Raw genomic sequence first — 19042 nt, forward strand, 5'->3', positions numbered from 1 at the left:
GGCGTCAATCGTATCGGTCTTGTCCTCGTCAAACAGCCCTTTATAACGATGAATCGTCGTTGGGTTGAGGGTTACGACATCGAGAGGCAACTCCTTCAAGTCCGCATCTTCATGAAAAAACACCGCTGGATGAAAGCTGTAGATGGATGTGGATTCCATGCCGATCACCACCCGTTGATAGTGGACGGCTGAGTGGAACTTTAACACCAGGTCCTTAATGGCACCGGCACCGATAAGATTATTCGCTAAAGATTTTTGGATCAGCTTATCTTGATTACTGTCCAAAAAGCAAACGTCTAGTTTCTCTGAACTCACATCAATACCAACAAACAGTTTCATTGGGAAGGACCTCCTTTCTTGATCAATTTTGGAATAAGCTCGGATACTCTGTGATGTCCCCTAATTACAACTGCATGAACACGACCTCGCGATCAGTAGACCATGGCTGCGCGTTCAAAGCTGCCTCATCCTGCTTCTGATGAGTTGAGCCGCAGCCGCTACATCTTGTGCGTCAGCATTTCTGGCAGTTGCCTGGGCGGCAGACTTTAAATGTAGTCGAACTACAGGAGAAATAAGCCTAGTCCAGTTGGATCCATTCCAATGAACAACTAGAGGATATCACGCAGTACCCGAGCTGAACAGGGATGACTATTAACTTCAAAACTTATTATACGAGGAGAAATAAGCCTAGTCCAGTTGGATCCATTCCAATGAACAACTAGAGGATATCACGCAGTACCCGAGCTGAACAGGGATGACTATTAACTTCAAAACTTATTATACGAGGAGATATAACCCATGGCGAAGAAGCTCACTAAACAGGAACGGGACAAACTCATCCAAAAAATCTTAGAGCACCAAAAGAAATATGGACTGCCTTCGCGCAAGAAATAAGTGTCGCATGGTTCTATTTGGCTGTCCCTCTCATAAATTAAGTCTGCGACCATGAGAATGTGTCGCAGACTTAAAAGGAGAGAAGGATGCATCGATGCAGGAAATCAAGGGAGAGCGCACGCGAAAAACACGATCGAACAAACGCCATTGGATACGACCCGTGTTGTCGGTCACGCAGAACGAATGCCTGGCGCGTGTCAGCTATATCACGGACACACCCATGAAAGATTCGCTGAATATCTTTGCCGGAGTGCGCTGATTACGACGCCGGTCATTCAGTCCCTTACGCCGTATTTTAAGCGCAATTATTGGGCGTCATCTGCTCATTTGTATGCCGGTCATTACAACCATCCGACATATTCGGTGGTGCGTTCGTCCGGCCGTGTACGGACGACAGTGCGGTTTTTGGAAAAGGATTACCGACGGATCGAAAAGCTGGCCTATGTACGCATTGTCCATCACGCCGTATGCAGCTGCTTCTCACAAGCGCCGAATTGATCGATGCCTATTATCTATCGGCACGTTAGAAAGTCGCTGGACGCGGGGCGCAGAGGTCGGCAGAAGTTTGGCGGTTGCTGTCTACTACGCATTACGAAAATTTATTTATGTATATTTATTCACTGACTCCCCCCAAAAAACCTCATTTACTTGTGATACGGTTCTCCGCGCATGATCTTGAACGCTCGGTAGATCTGCTCAATAAGGATCAGGCGCATCAGCTGGTGTGGAAAGGTGAACTTGGAGAAGGAAAGCTGAAAGTCTGCCCTGCTGAGCACTTCATCGCTGAGTCCGTTTGAGCCGCCAATGATGAAGGCGATTTCGCTGTGCCCATAGGTGGCGAGGTCCTGAATCCTGGTGGCGAATTCCTCGGATGAGATTTGTTTTCCCTGAATGGCAAGTGCAATAGCGTAGGCACTGTCGGGTAATTTCTTCAGCAGCCGTTCGCCTTCGCTTCGCTTCACCTGTTCGATTTCTGCAGCGGACAAGTTTTCCGGAGCCTTCTCGTCTGGTACTTCAGTGATCGTTATTTTTGTATAAGGACTGAGACGTTTCGTATACTCAGCGATCCCCTGTTTGAAATATTTTTCTTTCAGCTTGCCTACGACTAAGATACTGATATTCACAATTTATCCCAACCTTAGTTAGAGTTATACACAGAAGTTATACACATATCCACAGATCGATTCAATATTCTGTATGGAATCATGCGTTTGCTACTAGATATACGCGTCGAAAAAAAGCGTATTTCATTGTTTGTGGGTAACTTTTTTTCTCGAAAAATAACCTTTTTTGTCAAAATGAATACACAAACCACAGTATAATCATTAAAAGTGGTGCTGAGACCGAAAAAACCTGATGTTTTGCATGGCATAAACACTTGTTAACTGAGAGCTGCACTCATTTTACCATATATGAAAAACATGAGTTTCCCCCATGTTAAGAACATTTTCTTCACAAAAGTGGATAACCTGTGGATATTTGTTTATTTCTCGCACAATTTATCCACAATCCTGCGCCTTTTGTTCACATCGCACTTGATCGTGTGTGTGTTTCCGGTGCCATTTCGAATTAGAAAACCTGGTTTTGCCAACCTCTGGCGAAGGCACAGCCGCCGTCGCACTTACTATAAACCCGCTGGACTTTAAACTTTCTTACAGCACAAATAAAACGGGCTCAGGATCTCTCTTAAGAAGAGTCCCTGAACCCGTCAGATACATCATTTTTTATGAAAAGGTCTTGCTGCCAAGCGTGAGTTTCGTAGTATGCTCCTTACCCATCCGGTAATATTTGATCGTCACATTCTGCCCGGCATGAAGCTTGGTATACATATATGTCGAGAAATCAATATAACTCTTAATTTTATAACCGTTAATCTCTGTGATCACATCGCCTGCCTCAAGACCGCTGCCGGCCGCGGGACTTGAACGCTGAACGTCCGTGACGACCAGACCAGTTTTGATTTTCGATGGAATCTCGAGCTGGCTGGCTTCTTCACTCGGTACCATGGACAGATCGACGATACTGATGCCAAGCATCGGACGCTCGATCTTTCGGTTGGTCTCCAGTTCATTAATGATTGGCTTAGCCACATTGATTGGAATCGCAAAACCGATCCCTTCAACACTTTCATCTGTGCTGCTTCCGGTGGACGCAATCTTCGATGAATTGATGCCAATGACTTGTCCGCCAATATTCACCAGTGCGCCGCCACTGTTACCCGGGTTGATCGCTGCATCTGTTTGAAGGACCTGTGCCTCAATTGACGCGTTGTTGCTGTCCACCTGAATGGTGCGATTCGTCGAGCTGATAATGCCTTCGGTCACAGAGCCTGAGAATCCGAGCGGATTGCCGATCGCGATTGCCGGTTCGCCGCGCTTTAATTTCGATGAATTACCGAACTCCGCAACGGTCTTGACGTTTTTCGCCGGAATGCGCAATACAGCCAGGTCATAAAGCGAATCTTTACCAAGCACCGTTGCGCTGGTTTTTAATTCATCACTCAAACGGACTTCCACTTTCTCCGCGCCGGATACAACGTGATTATTCGTCACGACGTATGCATACTGATTATCCTTTTTATAGATAATGCCTGATCCGATTCCCGACTCGGTATACTTATTATCGAAAAAGTTGGCCTTTTGCAGATTGATAACGGCAACGACAGCAGGTGATACTTTGTCCACAGCATCAGTAACTGAAGAGGTCACATCGACATTGACCTGACGGTTAAATGTCGCACTGCCGGTCGTATTGCTGTTCTGGCTACCTGTCACCTGGTAAGGAAAGACACCCAGATCTGAGAGTATCGGCGCGAAAATAAGCAGGCAAACCATGCCGACAATGGCGCCAATAAATCCAGATAAAAACCAGCCGCCGCGCAAACGCGATTCCCGTTGCTGACGGGACGGGTTATCGGATTCCGGCTTGCTCTCTGTGTGGTTGTCTTCATCATCATAATACCCCATCTACCATTCCTCCTCTTCATGATCTATCGTATTTAAAGGAACACCCGCTCTGACAATACCCTGTGTTCCCAGGCAGAAGTGAAAATCACTGCATTCCGTGGAAAGCAGTCAGTACGATACCTTATCGTTAATATTTTCCTTTTGTCAATAATTTATCACGTGCGCGCCGATATGCGAACAATATGTGACTATTTCTATATGCATCGCAAGTTTGCCGTTGTTCTATGTAAAGAATAGCCACATTCTGATTGAAATAAACTTAAATAGCTGTTAAAGTGGTGGCCTGCTCGGGATCCGTATCAAAAAGACGGATATCCTGTCCCAAATTCAGTCCGACGCGCTCAAGGTGCTGGCCGACACTCATACGTGCAAGTTCTTTCATGTTGTTGTCGCGGCTCAGATGTGCGAGATAGATTTTCTTTGTGTGATTGCCCAGCACCTCCGTTAAAGCAAGACCCGACTCATCATTTGAAATATGCCCGGTATCTCCCAGTATGCGTCGTTTAACACTCCACGGATACCGTCCCATCATCAGCATCTCCGTATCATGATTTGCTTCCATAATATATGCGTCCGAGTTCTGAATCAGTCCTTTAATGTGTTCCGAGACATAGCCGAGATCGGTGAGAAGCGCAAGCTGTTTCCCGTGATCATGAATGATGTAAAACATCGGATCCACCGCGTCATGTGAAACGGAAAATGACTCGATGGACAAACTGCCGAAATCCTGTATGGTATTGGGTGCGAATTCAAATTTCTGCTCGCTCGGAATCTCGCCAATGCCGTCAGCCATAGCCTGCCATGTTTTTGCATTGGCATAAACCGGCGTATGGAAACGACGGGCAAAGACGCCGAGCCCTTTTATATGATCACTATGTTCGTGCGTAATCAGGATACCGTCAATTTGTTCCGGCTTGCGATCGATTTGATCAAGCAATTCGATCATCTTTTTCCCGCTCAGGCCGCAATCGATCAAAAGATGATGCTGCTCCGTCTCTATATAAAGTGAATTCCCTGTACTGCCACTTGCCAGTACGCTAAAACGAAAGATCACAATCTACCCCTCCCAAGGTGGTACACACATGATTGTTAATTCAATGACTGGACATTGCCGGTAACCGCATTGACAAAATAACTGGTTGTCCCGCTGCCGTCTACATGGACGTCAAGATGCCAGGCAGGAACGAAGATGAGGGGTTCCGCGCTCTCATCCCCCACCGTGTTCAAATAGCACAGCTCTATTCCCTTGATATGCAGTGTACTGTAGCCGACAAGATCCGTCCGATCTGCCAGATTATTGATTGCCTGCCTTGCATCAATCAAGGCAAAGTGATTCTTTTTATTTTCTGTCAGTTTAAAATAACTTTGGCGATAACCAATAAGATCTTTTTTCTGAACGGTGAAATCAAGCATTTGTATCCGATTGCGGGCACTGACATAAACTGGGCGGCCTTGATAAGCCTGAGCGAAGCGAATAATCTTTTTATCCTCACCAGATTGCCAGAGTTTGTAATCCTGACCTTGATAAATCATATTGAGAAGTTTCTTCTGCACATCTTCATTTTTAATAGCAGCGATAGACATCGGTTTGGCAAACGTGCTGGTTAACTGGCGTCCGTTCTCACTCAGGCTGATTTTTTGTTTTACAGTGCCGCTTTTCTGATTCAATTGTTTCGTAATGGCCTCTTTCTGCCTTGTAAAATCAACACGCGTTCCGCGAAGAAAAGTGAGCTGCCGTGGCAGTGCCGGAACGACGGTCTCTATTTTATAATTGTGTATTTTGGAACTGCCATCAGGTATGTCCTCAATGTTTTCATTCTGCTGCCTCATGTACATTTCAAAAATAAGGAACACATCGAGCAGCAGGAAACAAATGATGAAAATGGATTTGGTTCGGCCCCAGTTCATGACTGATCCTCCTTGCCCTGACCAATATCACTATTGATCATGAGTGTGTTCGTCGCAGAATACCAGCGTCCATCTATCTTATAAAACCAATCCGGTGTTGCTACGACAGATTGATCGGACACGGAGGTCGGGTTCTTTAATTCATAGCCGATAGCCATATCCTCAACAGACTTCACCTTTACCCGAGTGCGGCTGAGACGGTCAAGTATCGTCTTGCCTGGTTCAAGCGTAACACTTCCCTGACTGTCTACCAGGTTCAAGTCAAGCAGCGTTCCTTTATAATTGCTCAGTTCGCCGCTTCGCCACGTTAACTCAACCATACTCAGATACCAGTTAGGATAGGCTTCAGTATTAAAGACCATATAATTGCCCAGTGTCATGCGAAAGGTTACGGAACCGTCACCGCGACTGTTCTTTAATGAAATGCCTTGGTAAATATAATCATCTGTCCATAATTTAACGCTGTTCATCCATTCAAGACTGGTAAGGATCGGATCCGCACGCTGCTCTGTTGTGTTTGCAATACCCGGATTCACGAATTGAATGACATTATTCGTACGCTCCATTTGCCGCTCACTGTCGGTGTACTCTGTTTTCCCTCTTGCCGCAAAAACGTTGTCCGGATCAGTAAACAGGATCGGAATGAATTCTTCCAGAGAAATTTCTTTAAAGTAGCTGACCTCCGTGTTTACCGTTGTCTTATCATGCGGCAGGTAGACAACCTTTCCTTTTAAAGGCTGACGATCATAGGGTTGAAGTTTAGTATCCGCATATAATGCTTTAAGGTTGTTAATGTTTAAGTGATCAACTGTTGTATAAATTTTGTTTTTTTCATCCGCTGATAGAAAAACAGCGGTCACATTGCGTCCGTTCGAGGAGGTAAATACATCAATACGATCAACAAGCGTATGACTGGCACGCATTGACTTGGCATTGTCAAACTGAAAGACCTTGCTGAGCGTCTCAAAAGTAAGCGGTGCCGGAAAAATCAGCTTATAATGGGTGCTGCCTTTTCCTTTTTCAACATTACTGCCCGTCTGTTCACGAAAGACCGATTGCCTGAGCAACGTGTACACTTTCTGAAGCCGCGCATTGCCTGTCTGTCCAAATTCTCCGTTCACGTTATGCTCCAGCATCAGATTAGGCCGGATAATTTCAGGTATTTTACGCGTTTCCGCAATCGCTACCTGTTTCGTTGAATTCGGATCATAATTCTCAAAGTCTGATTTGTAGAACAGGATATTTGCTGTCATGGCAACACTGGCCAGCACAAGCACGCCAAGCAATACGGATTTAACCCATTCACGATGCATATTAAAGATCCCTTCTATCCAGCGGAAGCACAAAATAAATTGTCGTTCCTCGGTTCCAGTCGCTTTCCGCCCAGATTTCGCCGCCCTGTGCCTCGATCATTTCCTTTGCAATGGCAAGCCCCAGTCCGGTACCGCCCAATTTTCGCGAGCGCGCACGATCCACTCGGTAAAAACGGTTGAAGATCTTGGGCAGATTTTCTTTTGGAATACCAACACCCTGATCCTTGATCATCGTTCGAATGTTCCGCCCTCGGCGTGTAATCCGAATCGTAATGATGCCGCCTTCTGGTGAATATTTCATCGCATTGGAAATAATATTATCAATCACCTGCGTGAGCTTGTCCCGATCAATCTGAACATAGAAAGAACCCTTTGGAAACTGGCGGACAAAGTCAATATTCTGTTTCTTGGACATTTCAAAACGGTCAATAATACTGCCGCAGAAAAGAACATAATCGGTCCGCTCCAGCCTCAGTTTCTGATCCTTGGACCCCAGGCGGGATAATTGCAGCAAGTCATTGACCAGGCGAATCATACGCTCCGTTTCATGCTGCGTAACGCCAAGAAATTTCTTTGCCAGCGCAGCATCTTCTACAGCACCGTCCTGCAGTGCTTCCAGATAACTTTTCATCGTTGTCAGCGGCGTGCGCAGCTCATGCGAAACATTGGCAACAAATTCACGACGCTCCATATCTACCTGCTCCTGTTCGGTTACATCGTGAATCACTGCGATGAGGCCGTTAGCAAGACCATTATCTTTTTTTACAACGGAAAAATTGGCACGGAGCAGGATCGTTTCATCATCCGTACTGAAATCAAGGACGATCGAATCATTTAATTCATAAAGATCCATGATCTTGTGCTCACCGCGAATTCTCAGTAAATCAAGAATTGAATTCCCGGTCACATCCTGCCGATAAACATTCAGCAGCTGCTCTGCCCGATTGTTCATCAGAATGACATTACCCTTGCGGTCAGTGGCAATCACACCGTCCGTCATATAAGTCAGGACCGACTTCAGTTTCCGCCGTTCCGATTCGGTCGTTGCATTGGCTTCACGGAGTTTCATCGTCATATTGTTAAAAGAAGCGGCGAGCTGGCCGATTTCGTCGGATTCGGTCCCTTTTACATTTCTTGAAAAATTCCCCTGTGATACAGCAAGTACCTGGCGCTGCATCTGAACAAGCGGGCGGGTGATGTTGCGTGCCAGGAAAAAGCCAAGAACCGCTGTTACAACTAAAGCAAATACAGTCGCCGTCGCAAGAATCTGATTAATGCGCTGAAGCTGCTCGTAGACGCTCTCAAAGCTTTTTTCCACATAGAGCACGCCAAAATGCCGATTATCCACTTTGACGGGTGTTGTCACAATATCGACCCGTTCACCGTTGTTGTGATCCGTTCGCCGGTATTTATTCGTGACATTCGAAGACAGGTTCTGAATGATCAAACGATTAGTCGTTTTCTTCCCGATCACATTGCTGTGTTTTTCATCTGCCGCAACAATGACACCATTTTCATCAATGACTTCAATCTCACGAATGTTGTTGTCAAGCTCAAGCAGCTGATTCTGAATCTGATCGGTGATATGGTTTGGATCCTCGGCATTGGATTCCTGAGTCTCTCTGATGGTTTCGCCTACATTCCAGGCGATCAGCTGACTCTGGTTTTCCAGCGACTTTTCAAAACTGTCCAGCGTAATCGTCTTGACGCGGTCTGTAAAATAGACACCGATCAGCTGCATCGCGAGCAGGATCAGTAACGCATAGATCAAAACAACCTTAAACTGTATCGATTTAAAAAAACCGACCTTATTCATCACTGGTCTCCTGATTCGGCTCTTTCAGATAGTACCCCACGCCACGCCTGGTGATGATCCAGTTCGGCCGGCTCGGATTGTCTTCAATTTTCTCACGCAACCGGCGCACGGTAACATCAACGGTTCGGACATCGCCAAAATAATCGTAGCCCCATACTGTTTGCAATAAATTTTCCCGCGTCATCACCTGTCCGATGTGGTCCGCAAGATAATGGAGCAGCTCAAACTCTCGATGTGTCAGTTCCAGTACTTTCCCGCGCTTGGTCACTACGTAGGCATCCAGGTGAATCACCAGATCACCGATCTCAATGTTATTTTCCTGCTTCTTCTCATCCTCTGTGCCTTCCTGTTTATGCCGCCTTAGATTCGCTTTCACACGCGCAATCAATTCACGATTACTGAACGGTTTGGTGACATAGTCATCCGCACCCATCTCCAAACCGAGCACCTTATCAATTTCCGAGTCTTTTGCCGTCAGCATGATAATCGGCATATTATGCGTTTTGCGGACTTCACGGCATACTTCCATGCCATCTTTGATCGGCAGCATCACGTCAAGCAGAATCATATCCGGATTTTCCTGTTCAACTTTTTCAAGCGCCTCTTCGCCGTCATAAGCGCAAATGACTTCGTAACCTTCTTTTTCCAGATTGAATTGCAGTATATCCGCAATTGGCTGCTCATCATCAACAACTAAAATTTTACTTTCCAAATCGCTCAGCCCCCTTTTACGTTCATGTCATCTATTTTTCCGCAGTCGTTTTTTTACTAATAGTATTATTCGCATGCAATTTAGCTGATCAAGGTCTATTCCTAAGTTAAACTATTGCCGCAGACAATCAAAATTGGCGTTTCCTTTATATTTTATCATACTCCTGATCAGGATGTCATAATGAGTAAGGCTTGGGAAAAATCGGCCAACGCCCCAATCTCCAACCATGATTCGTTGATCTATTCCTTTGGTTGCATCGGCTGCGGCTGCCCGCTTGCCGCGAGCGTACCTTTGCTTTGATACCCAAATTAGGCTGCTGATTGGTTTCAGGGCGAAATCATAGACTTTCTTACATTAGAAAACTTGGTTTCGCCAAGCTTCTGGCGAAGACGAAGCCGCCGTCGCACTTATACTATGTTCCTTAAAATTTATATACTTTCTTATAGTAGAACAAGACCCTTGAGCGTTTTACCTCAAGGGCCTGTCCTGTTAAGTATTCATATTAAAAGCGAAGCGACGCTTATGTCCGGGAAACATGGCTCGAGGCGGAATCGAACCACCGACACGAGGATTTTCAGTCCTCTGCTCTACCGACTGAGCTATCGAGCCATAATAAGCGGATCCGAGCGGATTTGAACCGCCGATCTCCTGCGTGACAGGCAGGCATGTTAACCCCTACACCACGGATCCATTGGTTGCGGGGGCAGGATTTGAACCTACGACCTTCGGGTTATGAGCCCGACGAGCTACCAGACTGCTCCACCCCGCGATATTTTAAACGTGTCTTTTTGCGGCACAAGAAATATTTTAACACGACTAATTCGTTAACGCAACTTTTTTTTAAAACTACGTTAACGAATAATCGCTGGACGCTCGCATCCCCACTTTGATGCTCAGCCAAGCCATTGTTAATTGGATACAGAGCAAAGTCGTACACTTTCTTTCCCTGTGAGAAAGATTAAGCTAAGCTTCCCGCATGATGCGGTGGCTTTCGCGTTGCATACAGGATATATGCGCCCTTAGTGAAAGTTCCTTTTACTCTGTAATCGAAACTGGGTTCGTGTCTTTGCGGTACTGAATCGGCGCTCCAGCTGCTCGCTTGCCACGGGCGCACCACGGGCCTTCTCGGACACATGGAATCTATGAGCGATGGCATGCGGGTCGGTCCCGCAGGTGCCAGTGCGCTTTCGTATCTGGCTTACACTTTATGCTTAGCCAAAATCTTATGCTTTCTTAATCTGTGAGAAAACGCCCCACTTGAAAAAACAGTGAGGCGTCTGATGGTTTTGTTTATTTTTTAATTAAGCAAATGGACTGCGTACTTCAATAGTCTGAGTTCGATCCGGGCCAACCGAGAACAGCGACAAACCGACTCCGGTCAGCTGCGCAATCCGTTCCATGTAATGACGGGCATTTTGCGGAAGATCAGAAAGTGATTTTGCTCCGGTAATATCTTCTGTCCAGCCTGGCATTTCTTCATAAACCGGCGCGCATTCGGCAAGGATATTCAAGCTCGCCGGAAACTCTTCAACCAGCTTGCCTTGATACTTATAGGCTTTGCAAATCTTGACAGTCTCAAGACCGGTAAGCACATCCACACAGTTCAGCGACAGATCTGTAAGTCCGCTCACACGGCGTGAATGGCGGACAACAACGCTATCGAACCACCCGACACGACGTGCGCGGCCGGTCACTGTGCCGTATTCATGACCGACTTCGCGAATACGGTTGCCAATCTCATTATTCAGTTCCGTAGGAAACGGTCCGTCGCCGACGCGTGTGGTATACGCTTTGGCGCAACCGACAACATGGTTGATTTTCGTTGGGCCGACACCGGCACCGATGGTTACGCCGCCGGCAACCGGATTGGATGAGGTAACGAACGGATAAGTTCCCTGGTCAATATCCAGCATGCAGCCCTGAGCGCCTTCAAACAGGACACGCTTGCCAGCATCCAGTGCATCATTCAGCACCACAGAAGTATCGCAGACGAGCGGCCTGAGCCGTTCTCCGTATGCCAGATATTCTTCATAAATGGTATCAATATCAAAACCTTCGCTATCATACATCTTTTCAAGCAGCCGGTTTTTTCCCTTCAGATTCTTGGCAAGTTTCATTCGGAAGGTCTCTGGTTCGAGAAGGTCAGCCATCCGAATACCTATCCGGGCCGCCTTATCCATATAAGCAGGGCCGATGCCCTTCTGTGTTGTACCGATTTTGGATGCGCCTTTGCTTTCTTCTTCCAGCATATCCAATTTCAAGTGGTAAGGAAGAATGACATGAGCTCGATTGCTGATCCGAAGATTTTTCGTACTGACGCCGCTTTCTTCCATGTAATCCAATTCTTTGCACAGCGATTTGGGATTGACAACCATTCCGTTACCAAGCACACATAATTTTTCTTTATAGAGAATTCCCGATGGCATTAAACGTAATTTGTAAGTTTTGCCATTCCATACAATGGTATGTCCGGCATTGTCCCCGCCTTGATAACGCGAAACGACTTCGGAGTTTTCCGAAAGATAATCGGTGATTTTTCCTTTTCCTTCATCGCCCCACTGTGCACCAACAACAACAACAGAAGACATTCATTCAGCCCCCTACTTCTTCAAGTAAAATTTAGTTCACTAAAGCCACTGTTAAGTCTAACAGGTATTTGAATGAAAAGTCAACGTGAAAACGAACATTCGGACGTTTTTATACATCATCGTTCGGATTCAAAAAGCTGACTTATGCACCTCTGGGCACATCTTCGTCGCTGTGTTTCCGGTCAATATTAACAAACTTGCTGTATTCTTTAACAAAGGCAAGCTCGACAGTTCCCACCGGACCATTACGTTGTTTTGCGATAATAATTTCAATAATGTTCTGTTTTTCGCTTTCTTTGTTGTAATAATCGTCTCGGTAGAGGAAAGCAACGACATCGGCATCTTGTTCAATACTTCCGGATTCACGAATGTCACTCATCATTGGGCGCTTATCCTGTCTTGACTCTACCCCACGTGACAGCTGCGACAGCGCGATGACCGGAACATCAAGTTCTCGTGCCATTGCTTTCAGCGTCCGGGAAATCTCCGACACTTCCTGCTGGCGATTTTCCTGACGGTTCGTACCGCCTGATCCCATGATCAGCTGCAAATAGTCAATGATCACCATGTCGAGACCTTTTTCCTGTTTCAGTCGGCGGCATTTTGAACGGATATCATTTATGCGGATACCCGGTGAATCATCTATATAGATACCAGCGCGTGAAAGACTGCCCATTGCATACGTCAGTTTCTGCCAGTCTTCATCTTCGAGTTTTCCTGTTCGCAGCTTTTGCGCGTCAATATTTCCTTCAGCACACAGCATACGCATCGCAAGCTGCCGTGCACCCATTTCCAGACTGAAAATCGCAACGTTCGCCTCGTTCTTTATGGCAACATTTTGTGCGATATTCAGAGCGAAGGCCGTCTTTCCGACAGAAGGACGGGCAGCCACAATGATCAAATCGCTTTTTTGAAAACCGGCGGTCATCCGGTCCAGTTCCAGAAAACCGGTCGGCGTTCCTGTAACGTCATCCTGACGTTTCTGAAGCATTTCAATGTTATCATAGGTCTCCATCAAAATGTCTTTAATGCTCTGAAACTCACCGCCACGTTTCTGCTCGGCAACCTCAAGGATCTTGCGTTCCGCATCGTCCAGAATGCCCTCGACGGCATCTTCACGCGTATAACTGTCAGATACGATTTGTGTTGCCGTTCGGATAAGGCGACGGAGTGTCGCTTTCTCTGCGACAATTGAGCAGTAATACTCGATGTTTGCTGCCGTAGGTGCAGATCCGGCAAGTTCGGCAAGATAGGATACCCCGCCAATTTCCTCCAGACGTTTCGACGTTTGCAGCGCATTGGTTACAGTAACCACATCGACCGGCTCATTACGCTCAGACAGTCCCATCATGACGGAAAAAATAAGCTGGTGGCTTGTCCGATAAAAGTCTTCCGGAACAAGCAATTCGGTGGCTGTAATAATCGTTGAAGGTTCCAGGAAAATAGCCCCAAGCACTGCCTGCTCAGCTTCCATATTATGCGGTGGAATCCGGTCGGCAAATAAATCGCTCATCTCGCGCCCTCCTTCTTCTTGAACATAAGTATCTCAAAATCCGCCAGGCGCGTTGTGCCAGGCGGATTATTCTTTATTCTTCCGTTATGTGGACTTTTACTTTTGCAAGCACTTGCGGATGCAGCTTTAAGGGTACGTCTGAGTAACCAAGCGTGCGAATGGGTTCTGGCAGATCGATTTTTCTCTTGTCAATCGAGACATCCGCTTTTTTTAAGGCCTGCGCGATTTGTTTGCTTGTGATAGAGCCGAACAATCGGCCGCCTTCACCAGACTTCGCTTTCATTTCTATAGTCATAGCCTCAATTTTTTTCTTTAACGCCTCAGCTTCATGCCGTTCGTTTTCCTCAATCTCACGCCGTCTCTTCTTTTGAGCTTCAAGCTGGCTTAAATTGCCTTTATTCACTTCTACCGCAAGTTTCTTCGGAAGCAGATAATTACGCGCATAACCTTCAGCTACCTCTTTAATATCTCCGGATTTCCCTTTTCCTCTAACGTCTTTCAAAAAAATCACTTTCATTAAGACAATCCTCCTTCAAGATACAGATCGATTGCATGAGTCACACGGGCAGCGGCTTCATCAAGAGTCGTATCGGCCATTTGGGTGGCAGCATTATTCAGGTGGCCGCCGCCGCCAATGCTTTCCATGATCACCTGAACATTTAAATCACCAAGCGAGCGAGCACTGACACCAATCTGTCCATCCGTGCGTTTTCCAATGACAAATGACGTCCGAATGCCCTCAAGCATCAGCATGGTATCTGCGGTCTGTGCAAGCAGCACTTGATCATACGTCTGATCTTCTTCGCCGACTGCGATCGCTATTTTATTTTTATAAAAAGTGGCTCGGCGAATCAGTGCCGCCCGCAGATTAAACTGCTCCAGATCATCGCTGAGAAACTTCTGCACAAGAATCGTGTCCGCACCATGTGCACGCAAATAGGATGCAGCATCAAAAGTGCGAAAGCCGGTCCGAAGCGTAAAGTTTTTTGTATCGACCGCAATGCCTCCCAGCATCGCGGTTGCTTCAATCATTTCCAGCGGTCGCTCATTAGGCTGATACTCAAGCAGCTCCGTCACCAGTTCTGCGGTAGATGACGCATACGGCTCCATATAAACAAGTACAGGATCCTTAATAAATTCTTCGGCCCGGCGATGGTGATCAATAACGATCACGCGCTGACACGCGGCAAGCAGCTCCGGTGTGACAACTAAAGACGGGCGGTGCGTATCGACAATGACCATCAATGTTTTTTTCGTGATTTGACCTGCTGCCTGTTCCGGGGGTATAAAATTAGACCACAGATTCTTTTGCTTTTTCAATTCGTCAAGCAGTTTTGAAACTCCGGAAACATTATGGGCCTGATCCATGACGATTTTCGCACTGCGCCCATTGGCGTGGGCGATTTTCAAAATGCCAATGCAGGAGCCGATCGCATCCAGATCCGGTGCACGATGCCCCATGACCATGACTTGATCACTTTCGAGCATAAGTTCAGATAAAGCATGCGAAATCACTCGTGCACGAACCCGTGTCCGCTTTTCAACAGGATTGGATTTGCCGCCATAAAAACGGACATCGCCATCAGGACGTTTAATCACCGCCTGATCGCCACCGCGTCCAAGCCCCAAGTCCAGGGCTGACTGTGCATAGCTTCCAAGATCTTCAAGCGAGGCGGTGCCTGCTCCGACCCCTATGCTCAGTGTTAACGGAATATGACTGAGAGGCACCGTAATTTCGCGCACTTTGTCCAATATCGAAAAATGTTCTTCCTCAATGGAACGGAGCAGGCGCTCATTTAAAATAGCCAGAAAGCGATCCGAAGCCGTTCGACGCAAATAAATGCCATTTTCGGACGCCCAGGATTTGATAATTGATGTCGATTCATTATTTATTGTACTGCGTACCTGATCTTCAAGACCCTGTGTTACTTCATCATAATTATCTAAAAAGATTAAAGCAACAACCGTTTTTTCATTGTAGTACTGCTTTTTTATCTCCAGAATGTCTGTAATGTCCGTTAAGTACAGCAAGCGCTCTTTCCGTCTCAGGCGTACCCGATACTGCCGGTCGTTCACTGCAATAATCGTTGATTCTTTATCTGAAGCAATCATTTTGCTTAATGATTCGGAAATTTCATTAAGCGGGCGGCCAATGACCGTCTTTCCTTCCTCGTCTGCAATTTGATTGACATAGACGTTACACCAGGCGACGCGCTCTGAAGCATCATACAGAAGTATACCGATCGGCATGTGAAGCAGCACCTCATTGCCGACCTTCTTTAGTCGATAGGACAGGCCAGCCGCGTACTGAATAAATTCTTTATCAAATTGTTTTTCGTTCAGCAGAAACCATAATACGGACAATGCGACAAGAACCAGTCCGGCAATGGCCAGCAGCCAATTTAAAAAAGCAACGAAGACAAGAAACAGGAGAAACAGCAGACCGATCACAGTGAGCAGATCGCTGCGCCATCGATGTTTAAATTGGTTCGCCAAGATTTTTCAGCTCCCATAGTCCGCATATTCTGTACTTAAATGAGTTCGCTGTTACACTTTACCGTTACTTTTTCGATCATCTTTCATCGATTGCCGAAATATGCGTTGATCGCTGCTTTCGCACTTGCATTCAGAAATCAACGAGTGAGCCAATCGCGATAAAAAACGGCACGAATAAACAGATCGATTTTGTAGCACTGAAAGGGCACCACAGGGCAGATCCCCGTCAAAGCTTTTTCTGACTGATTCGCTTCCTGAGATTGAAGCCTAGATCAATTATACCCAATATGCATACCATTTGCAGCAGCAAGAATCCGAAAAGGACGGTCAGCAAAGTAATCGTAATCGGCACAATTAATGGAAATTTTCGTGCGTGCGCATAATAGAAGATCAGACTGAAACCCTGAATTGCCAGCACAATTCGCAGAATCAAGTCAATATTCAAAACTACAGTGAAAAGCGGCGTTTCATTCCCCATTTCAAACCACCCGACAAACAAGACTGCAAGATAAAGCCAGATGGTGCTTTTCGGCACTTGCCATAATCGGAACGGTACCCATCGCGGTGCGTCCACTCCCAGTTTTCGCAAAACAGGCAACCCGATCAGCTCAGCAATTAAAGCGTTAAATACTCCGATCATGATCAGAATCATCGGCGTCAGGTGGCCGACATTGGCCAGCTGTTCCTTGTACTGAGCAGCCAACTCATCTGTATTTGACTCAAGCACGGGCTTCATCTGTTCAAGCGTTTGCTGAAATGAATCATTCAGTGCCGATTGGACTGCAGAGGCAGGATTAAAATGGAATACAAGCACAGAAATCGCCAGACAGACAATCAGGACCGCAATGTTGGTCAGACTTCCTGCAAGTAAAAGGGTAAAGGCATCTTTTTTCAAAAAAATCATATACCCCATGACACCGCCAAGCAGCATAAAAAATACAGGTATCAGCAGATAAACTGAATGATCTAAAATAATTAAGAAAAGTAAACCGAGCCCAAGCAGGCATAACGTCGATTTCCACCCGTCCCGCGCTGCAAGAAACATGAACGGAACCGGCAGAAGCCAGACCGTAAGTAAAGAAAGATAGGGAATAAACAAAGTTAAAACAATCAGGATGTATAAAGCAATTGTTGCAAGCGCCCCGCGAAGTAGAGCGTTTCGGTCATTCATAGTGACACCTCTCCAGCTATTTACTCATGCGGCGTACCTTGAGCCAGTTATTTTCACAGCGCAGCCGGCAACCGTCTGGTCGTCTGAATTTATACAGCTGCCTATTGCGTTTTTATGTATCGATTCCATGATTGGATGATTCATGTGACTGTGAATAGTCCATAATTTTCATTATAATACAAAAGCACTTCTGATTTAAGAACATCCTCATATTCTTGCCATTCAAATCAATTGCACCTATAATTATAATGTTATCTTTAAAAGCCTGAAAAAGCGTCTCAGGCCCCTTTTCAACAGGCTTTAAGCTGCTTTTTCACCATGAAATGGGTCATTTATGAAAAAAGGTTCGAAAGACAGTGATAAGGTTAAACAGGGCTTCTCAGTAAACTGTATTTCAGCTTTATCATTTGTTTTTCGTTAGCATTTCATTAACCACTTCGATCAACGAGAGTTGGTAGTTTTTATGAATACACTGACAGTACACATAAATATTTTAAAAGGGCGGTCCGCAAGCGGATTGCCTTTTCTGTTTCACGATTTTCCTTGGGCAAACAATTTAAGGGGCGTGAATCATTATGACCTATGAAGGACCGAAAGCTTTGTTTACTGCATGGGTCAGCCTAATTAGCAATTTGCTTCTTACCCTAATTAAACTGATCTTTGGATTAATTTTTCACAGTACTGCACTGATCGCCGACGGGGTGCATAATGGTGGCGATGTGATCGCTTCAGTTGCAACGATCGGTTCAATGAAATTGTCCAATCATCCAGCTGACCGTGAACATCCATACGGACACGGAAAGGCCGAGGATATTTCTACCGCTTTTATTTCCATCATTTTGACCGCCGCGGCCCTTTTTCTGACCTATGAAGCAGTAAAGGCACTGCTTGGCCCGGTTTCATCAGTCAGCATTTGGGCATTCGGTGCGGCACTCGTCTCTGCACTTTGGAAATGGCTGCTTTACATTTACACCAATCAGGCAGCCAATCGTTATCACAGTAAAAGTCTGCAGGCAACAGCAGCCGATCATCTGGCTGATATCTACGCGTCCATCGCTGCGGCCCTTGGACTTGGTGTCAGCTGGGTCGGCAATATACTGCACATTCCTTATACCCATTACGGCGATCCGGTTGCCGGTATCGTCGTATCCATTCTGATCCTGCGTATTGCTGTGATCATGATGGTTAAAGCAACCAATGTATTAATGGAGAGTAGCGTCGATGAAAAAGATCAGGAAAAATATCGCGAAATTTTTCTTTCGTTTCCGGAAGTTAAAAATATTGATATTCTTCGTGCCCGTGAACATGGGAATGCCGTGCTGATCGATGCGCAGATACGCATCCCGGCATCCTATACCATTCAGGAAGGCGACGACCTGACCGAAGCCATTCGCTCAAAAATGATTCATGAATATCCGGATGTTGAAGAAGTACTCATTCATATTAACCCCTGGTATGAGGATCAAAAACTCATTGAGCCAGAATCTGTGCCACATCTGAAAAATAAATGACGATTGCTTAAAATTCGTTTATACTATCAAAAAGCAGCCACTCATGGCCTGCGTAAGCTGTACGTTCTTTACAGCTTGTCTTGCCTGTATTAATTATTCCTGACTGATGTTCGATATTATTGATAGAATAGCAGCAAGCCTTGATTGATTCAGC

The 19042-nt window shown here is 46.0% G+C and carries 15 protein-coding genes and 3 tRNA genes; 2 read left to right on the forward strand and 16 right to left on the reverse strand.

The genetic code is table 11. The features are described 5' to 3' along the window. Nucleotides 1-339, reverse strand: a 339-nt coding sequence (locus tag M3N64_RS09500; RefSeq protein ID WP_249101598.1) for an IS110 family transposase, incomplete at its 3' end; no start/stop codon positions are given. A gap of 612 nt (nucleotides 340-951) precedes the next feature. Here M3N64_RS09500 and M3N64_RS09505 point away from each other — a divergent pair. Next, nucleotides 952-1392, forward strand: a complete 441-nt coding sequence (locus M3N64_RS09505) for a hypothetical protein (protein WP_249101601.1) — start codon at nucleotides 952-954, stop codon at nucleotides 1390-1392. Between the two features lie 146 nt (nucleotides 1393-1538). On the opposite strand, the gene rlmH is transcribed toward M3N64_RS09505, so the two are convergent. From rlmH to M3N64_RS09580, 15 genes are all read right to left on the reverse strand, one after another. Continuing rightward, the gene (gene rlmH, locus M3N64_RS09510) at nucleotides 1539-2018 is read right to left on the reverse strand and encodes a 23S rRNA (pseudouridine(1915)-N(3))-methyltransferase RlmH (RefSeq protein WP_249101604.1); all 480 of its coding nucleotides are present in this window, start codon (nucleotides 2016-2018) and stop codon (nucleotides 1539-1541) included. Nucleotides 2019-2618: 600 nt separating this feature from the next. Next, a complete protein-coding gene (locus tag M3N64_RS09515; RefSeq protein WP_249101607.1) occupies nucleotides 2619-3860 on the reverse strand; it encodes a S1C family serine protease in 1242 nt (413 codons plus the stop codon). Nucleotides 3861-4119: 259 nt separating this feature from the next. Then, on the reverse strand, nucleotides 4120-4914 hold the full coding sequence (locus tag M3N64_RS09520) for an MBL fold metallo-hydrolase (RefSeq protein ID WP_249101610.1): 795 nt from the start codon (nucleotides 4912-4914) through the stop codon (nucleotides 4120-4122). A 35-nt stretch (nucleotides 4915-4949) separates the two neighbouring features. Next, complete coding sequence (locus tag M3N64_RS09525) at nucleotides 4950-5768, reverse strand: two-component system regulatory protein YycI (RefSeq protein ID WP_249101614.1); 819 nt, start codon at nucleotides 5766-5768, stop codon at nucleotides 4950-4952. Then, nucleotides 5765-7081, reverse strand: a complete 1317-nt coding sequence (locus tag M3N64_RS09530; protein ID WP_249101617.1) for a YycH family regulatory protein — start codon at nucleotides 7079-7081, stop codon at nucleotides 5765-5767. Before M3N64_RS09530 ends, M3N64_RS09525 begins: the two co-directional genes overlap by 4 nt. A 1-nt stretch (nucleotide 7082) precedes the next feature. Continuing rightward, nucleotides 7083-8897 (reverse strand): cell wall metabolism sensor histidine kinase WalK, encoded by a 1815-nt coding sequence (gene walK / locus M3N64_RS09535; RefSeq protein ID WP_249101621.1) that lies wholly within the window; start codon nucleotides 8895-8897, stop codon nucleotides 7083-7085. Next, the gene (gene yycF, locus M3N64_RS09540) at nucleotides 8890-9609 is read right to left on the reverse strand and encodes a response regulator YycF (protein WP_249101624.1); all 720 of its coding nucleotides are present in this window, start codon (nucleotides 9607-9609) and stop codon (nucleotides 8890-8892) included. Before yycF ends, walK begins: the two co-directional genes overlap by 8 nt. A 536-nt stretch (nucleotides 9610-10145) precedes the next feature. Beyond that, nucleotides 10146-10218, reverse strand: a tRNA-Phe gene (locus tag M3N64_RS09545). Between the two features lie 8 nt (nucleotides 10219-10226). Next, nucleotides 10227-10299 (reverse strand) — tRNA-Asp (locus tag M3N64_RS09550). Nucleotides 10300-10301: 2 nt separating this feature from the next. Further along, nucleotides 10302-10378: transfer RNA gene (locus M3N64_RS09555), tRNA-Met, on the reverse strand. Between the two features lie 532 nt (nucleotides 10379-10910). Continuing rightward, nucleotides 10911-12197, reverse strand: coding sequence for an adenylosuccinate synthase (locus M3N64_RS09560; protein ID WP_249101628.1), 1287 nt, complete (start codon nucleotides 12195-12197; stop codon nucleotides 10911-10913). Between the two features lie 142 nt (nucleotides 12198-12339). Further along, on the reverse strand, nucleotides 12340-13710 hold the full coding sequence (dnaB, locus tag M3N64_RS09565) for a replicative DNA helicase (RefSeq protein WP_249101630.1): 1371 nt from the start codon (nucleotides 13708-13710) through the stop codon (nucleotides 12340-12342). Nucleotides 13711-13783: 73 nt separating this feature from the next. Beyond that, complete coding sequence (gene rplI, locus M3N64_RS09570; protein ID WP_249101633.1) at nucleotides 13784-14227, reverse strand: 50S ribosomal protein L9; 444 nt, start codon at nucleotides 14225-14227, stop codon at nucleotides 13784-13786. Next, nucleotides 14227-16206, reverse strand: coding sequence for a DHH family phosphoesterase (locus M3N64_RS09575; RefSeq protein WP_249101635.1), 1980 nt, complete (start codon nucleotides 16204-16206; stop codon nucleotides 14227-14229). The genes rplI and M3N64_RS09575 overlap by 1 nt, the downstream gene beginning before the upstream one ends. A 226-nt stretch (nucleotides 16207-16432) precedes the next feature. After that, nucleotides 16433-17377 (reverse strand): YybS family protein, encoded by a 945-nt coding sequence (locus M3N64_RS09580; protein ID WP_249101638.1) that lies wholly within the window; start codon nucleotides 17375-17377, stop codon nucleotides 16433-16435. Nucleotides 17378-17952: 575 nt separating this feature from the next. Here M3N64_RS09580 and M3N64_RS09585 point away from each other — a divergent pair. Next, a complete protein-coding gene (locus M3N64_RS09585; protein ID WP_249101641.1) occupies nucleotides 17953-18888 on the forward strand; it encodes a cation diffusion facilitator family transporter in 936 nt (311 codons plus the stop codon). The last annotated feature ends 154 nt before the right edge of the window (nucleotides 18889-19042 follow it).

The organism is Sporolactobacillus mangiferae, from assembly GCF_023336505.1.
Classification (GTDB): Bacteria; Bacillota; Bacilli; order Bacillales; family Sporolactobacillaceae; genus Sporolactobacillus; species Sporolactobacillus mangiferae.

Excerpts from the sequence above, each read along its gene's own strand:
- M3N64_RS09505 (WP_249101601.1), top strand. The coding sequence starts at position 952 with ATGTGTCGCAGACTTAAAAGGAGAGAAGGATGCATCGATGCAGGAAAT.
- M3N64_RS09515 (WP_249101607.1), bottom strand. The coding sequence starts at position 3,860 with ATGGGGTATTATGATGATGAAGACAACCACACAGAGAGCAAGCCGGAA.
- M3N64_RS09525 (WP_249101614.1), bottom strand. The coding sequence starts at position 5,768 with ATGAACTGGGGCCGAACCAAATCCATTTTCATCATTTGTTTCCTGCTG.
- M3N64_RS09530 (WP_249101617.1), bottom strand. The coding sequence starts at position 7,081 with ATGCATCGTGAATGGGTTAAATCCGTATTGCTTGGCGTGCTTGTGCTG.
- walK (WP_249101621.1), bottom strand. The coding sequence starts at position 8,897 with ATGAATAAGGTCGGTTTTTTTAAATCGATACAGTTTAAGGTTGTTTTG.
- M3N64_RS09560 (WP_249101628.1), bottom strand. The coding sequence starts at position 12,197 with ATGTCTTCTGTTGTTGTTGTTGGTGCACAGTGGGGCGATGAAGGAAAA.
- dnaB (WP_249101630.1), bottom strand. The coding sequence starts at position 13,710 with ATGAGCGATTTATTTGCCGACCGGATTCCACCGCATAATATGGAAGCT.
- rplI (WP_249101633.1), bottom strand. The coding sequence starts at position 14,227 with ATGAAAGTGATTTTTTTGAAAGACGTTAGAGGAAAAGGGAAATCCGGA.
- M3N64_RS09580 (WP_249101638.1), bottom strand. The coding sequence starts at position 17,377 with ATGAATGACCGAAACGCTCTACTTCGCGGGGCGCTTGCAACAATTGCT.
- M3N64_RS09585 (WP_249101641.1), top strand. The coding sequence starts at position 17,953 with ATGACCTATGAAGGACCGAAAGCTTTGTTTACTGCATGGGTCAGCCTA.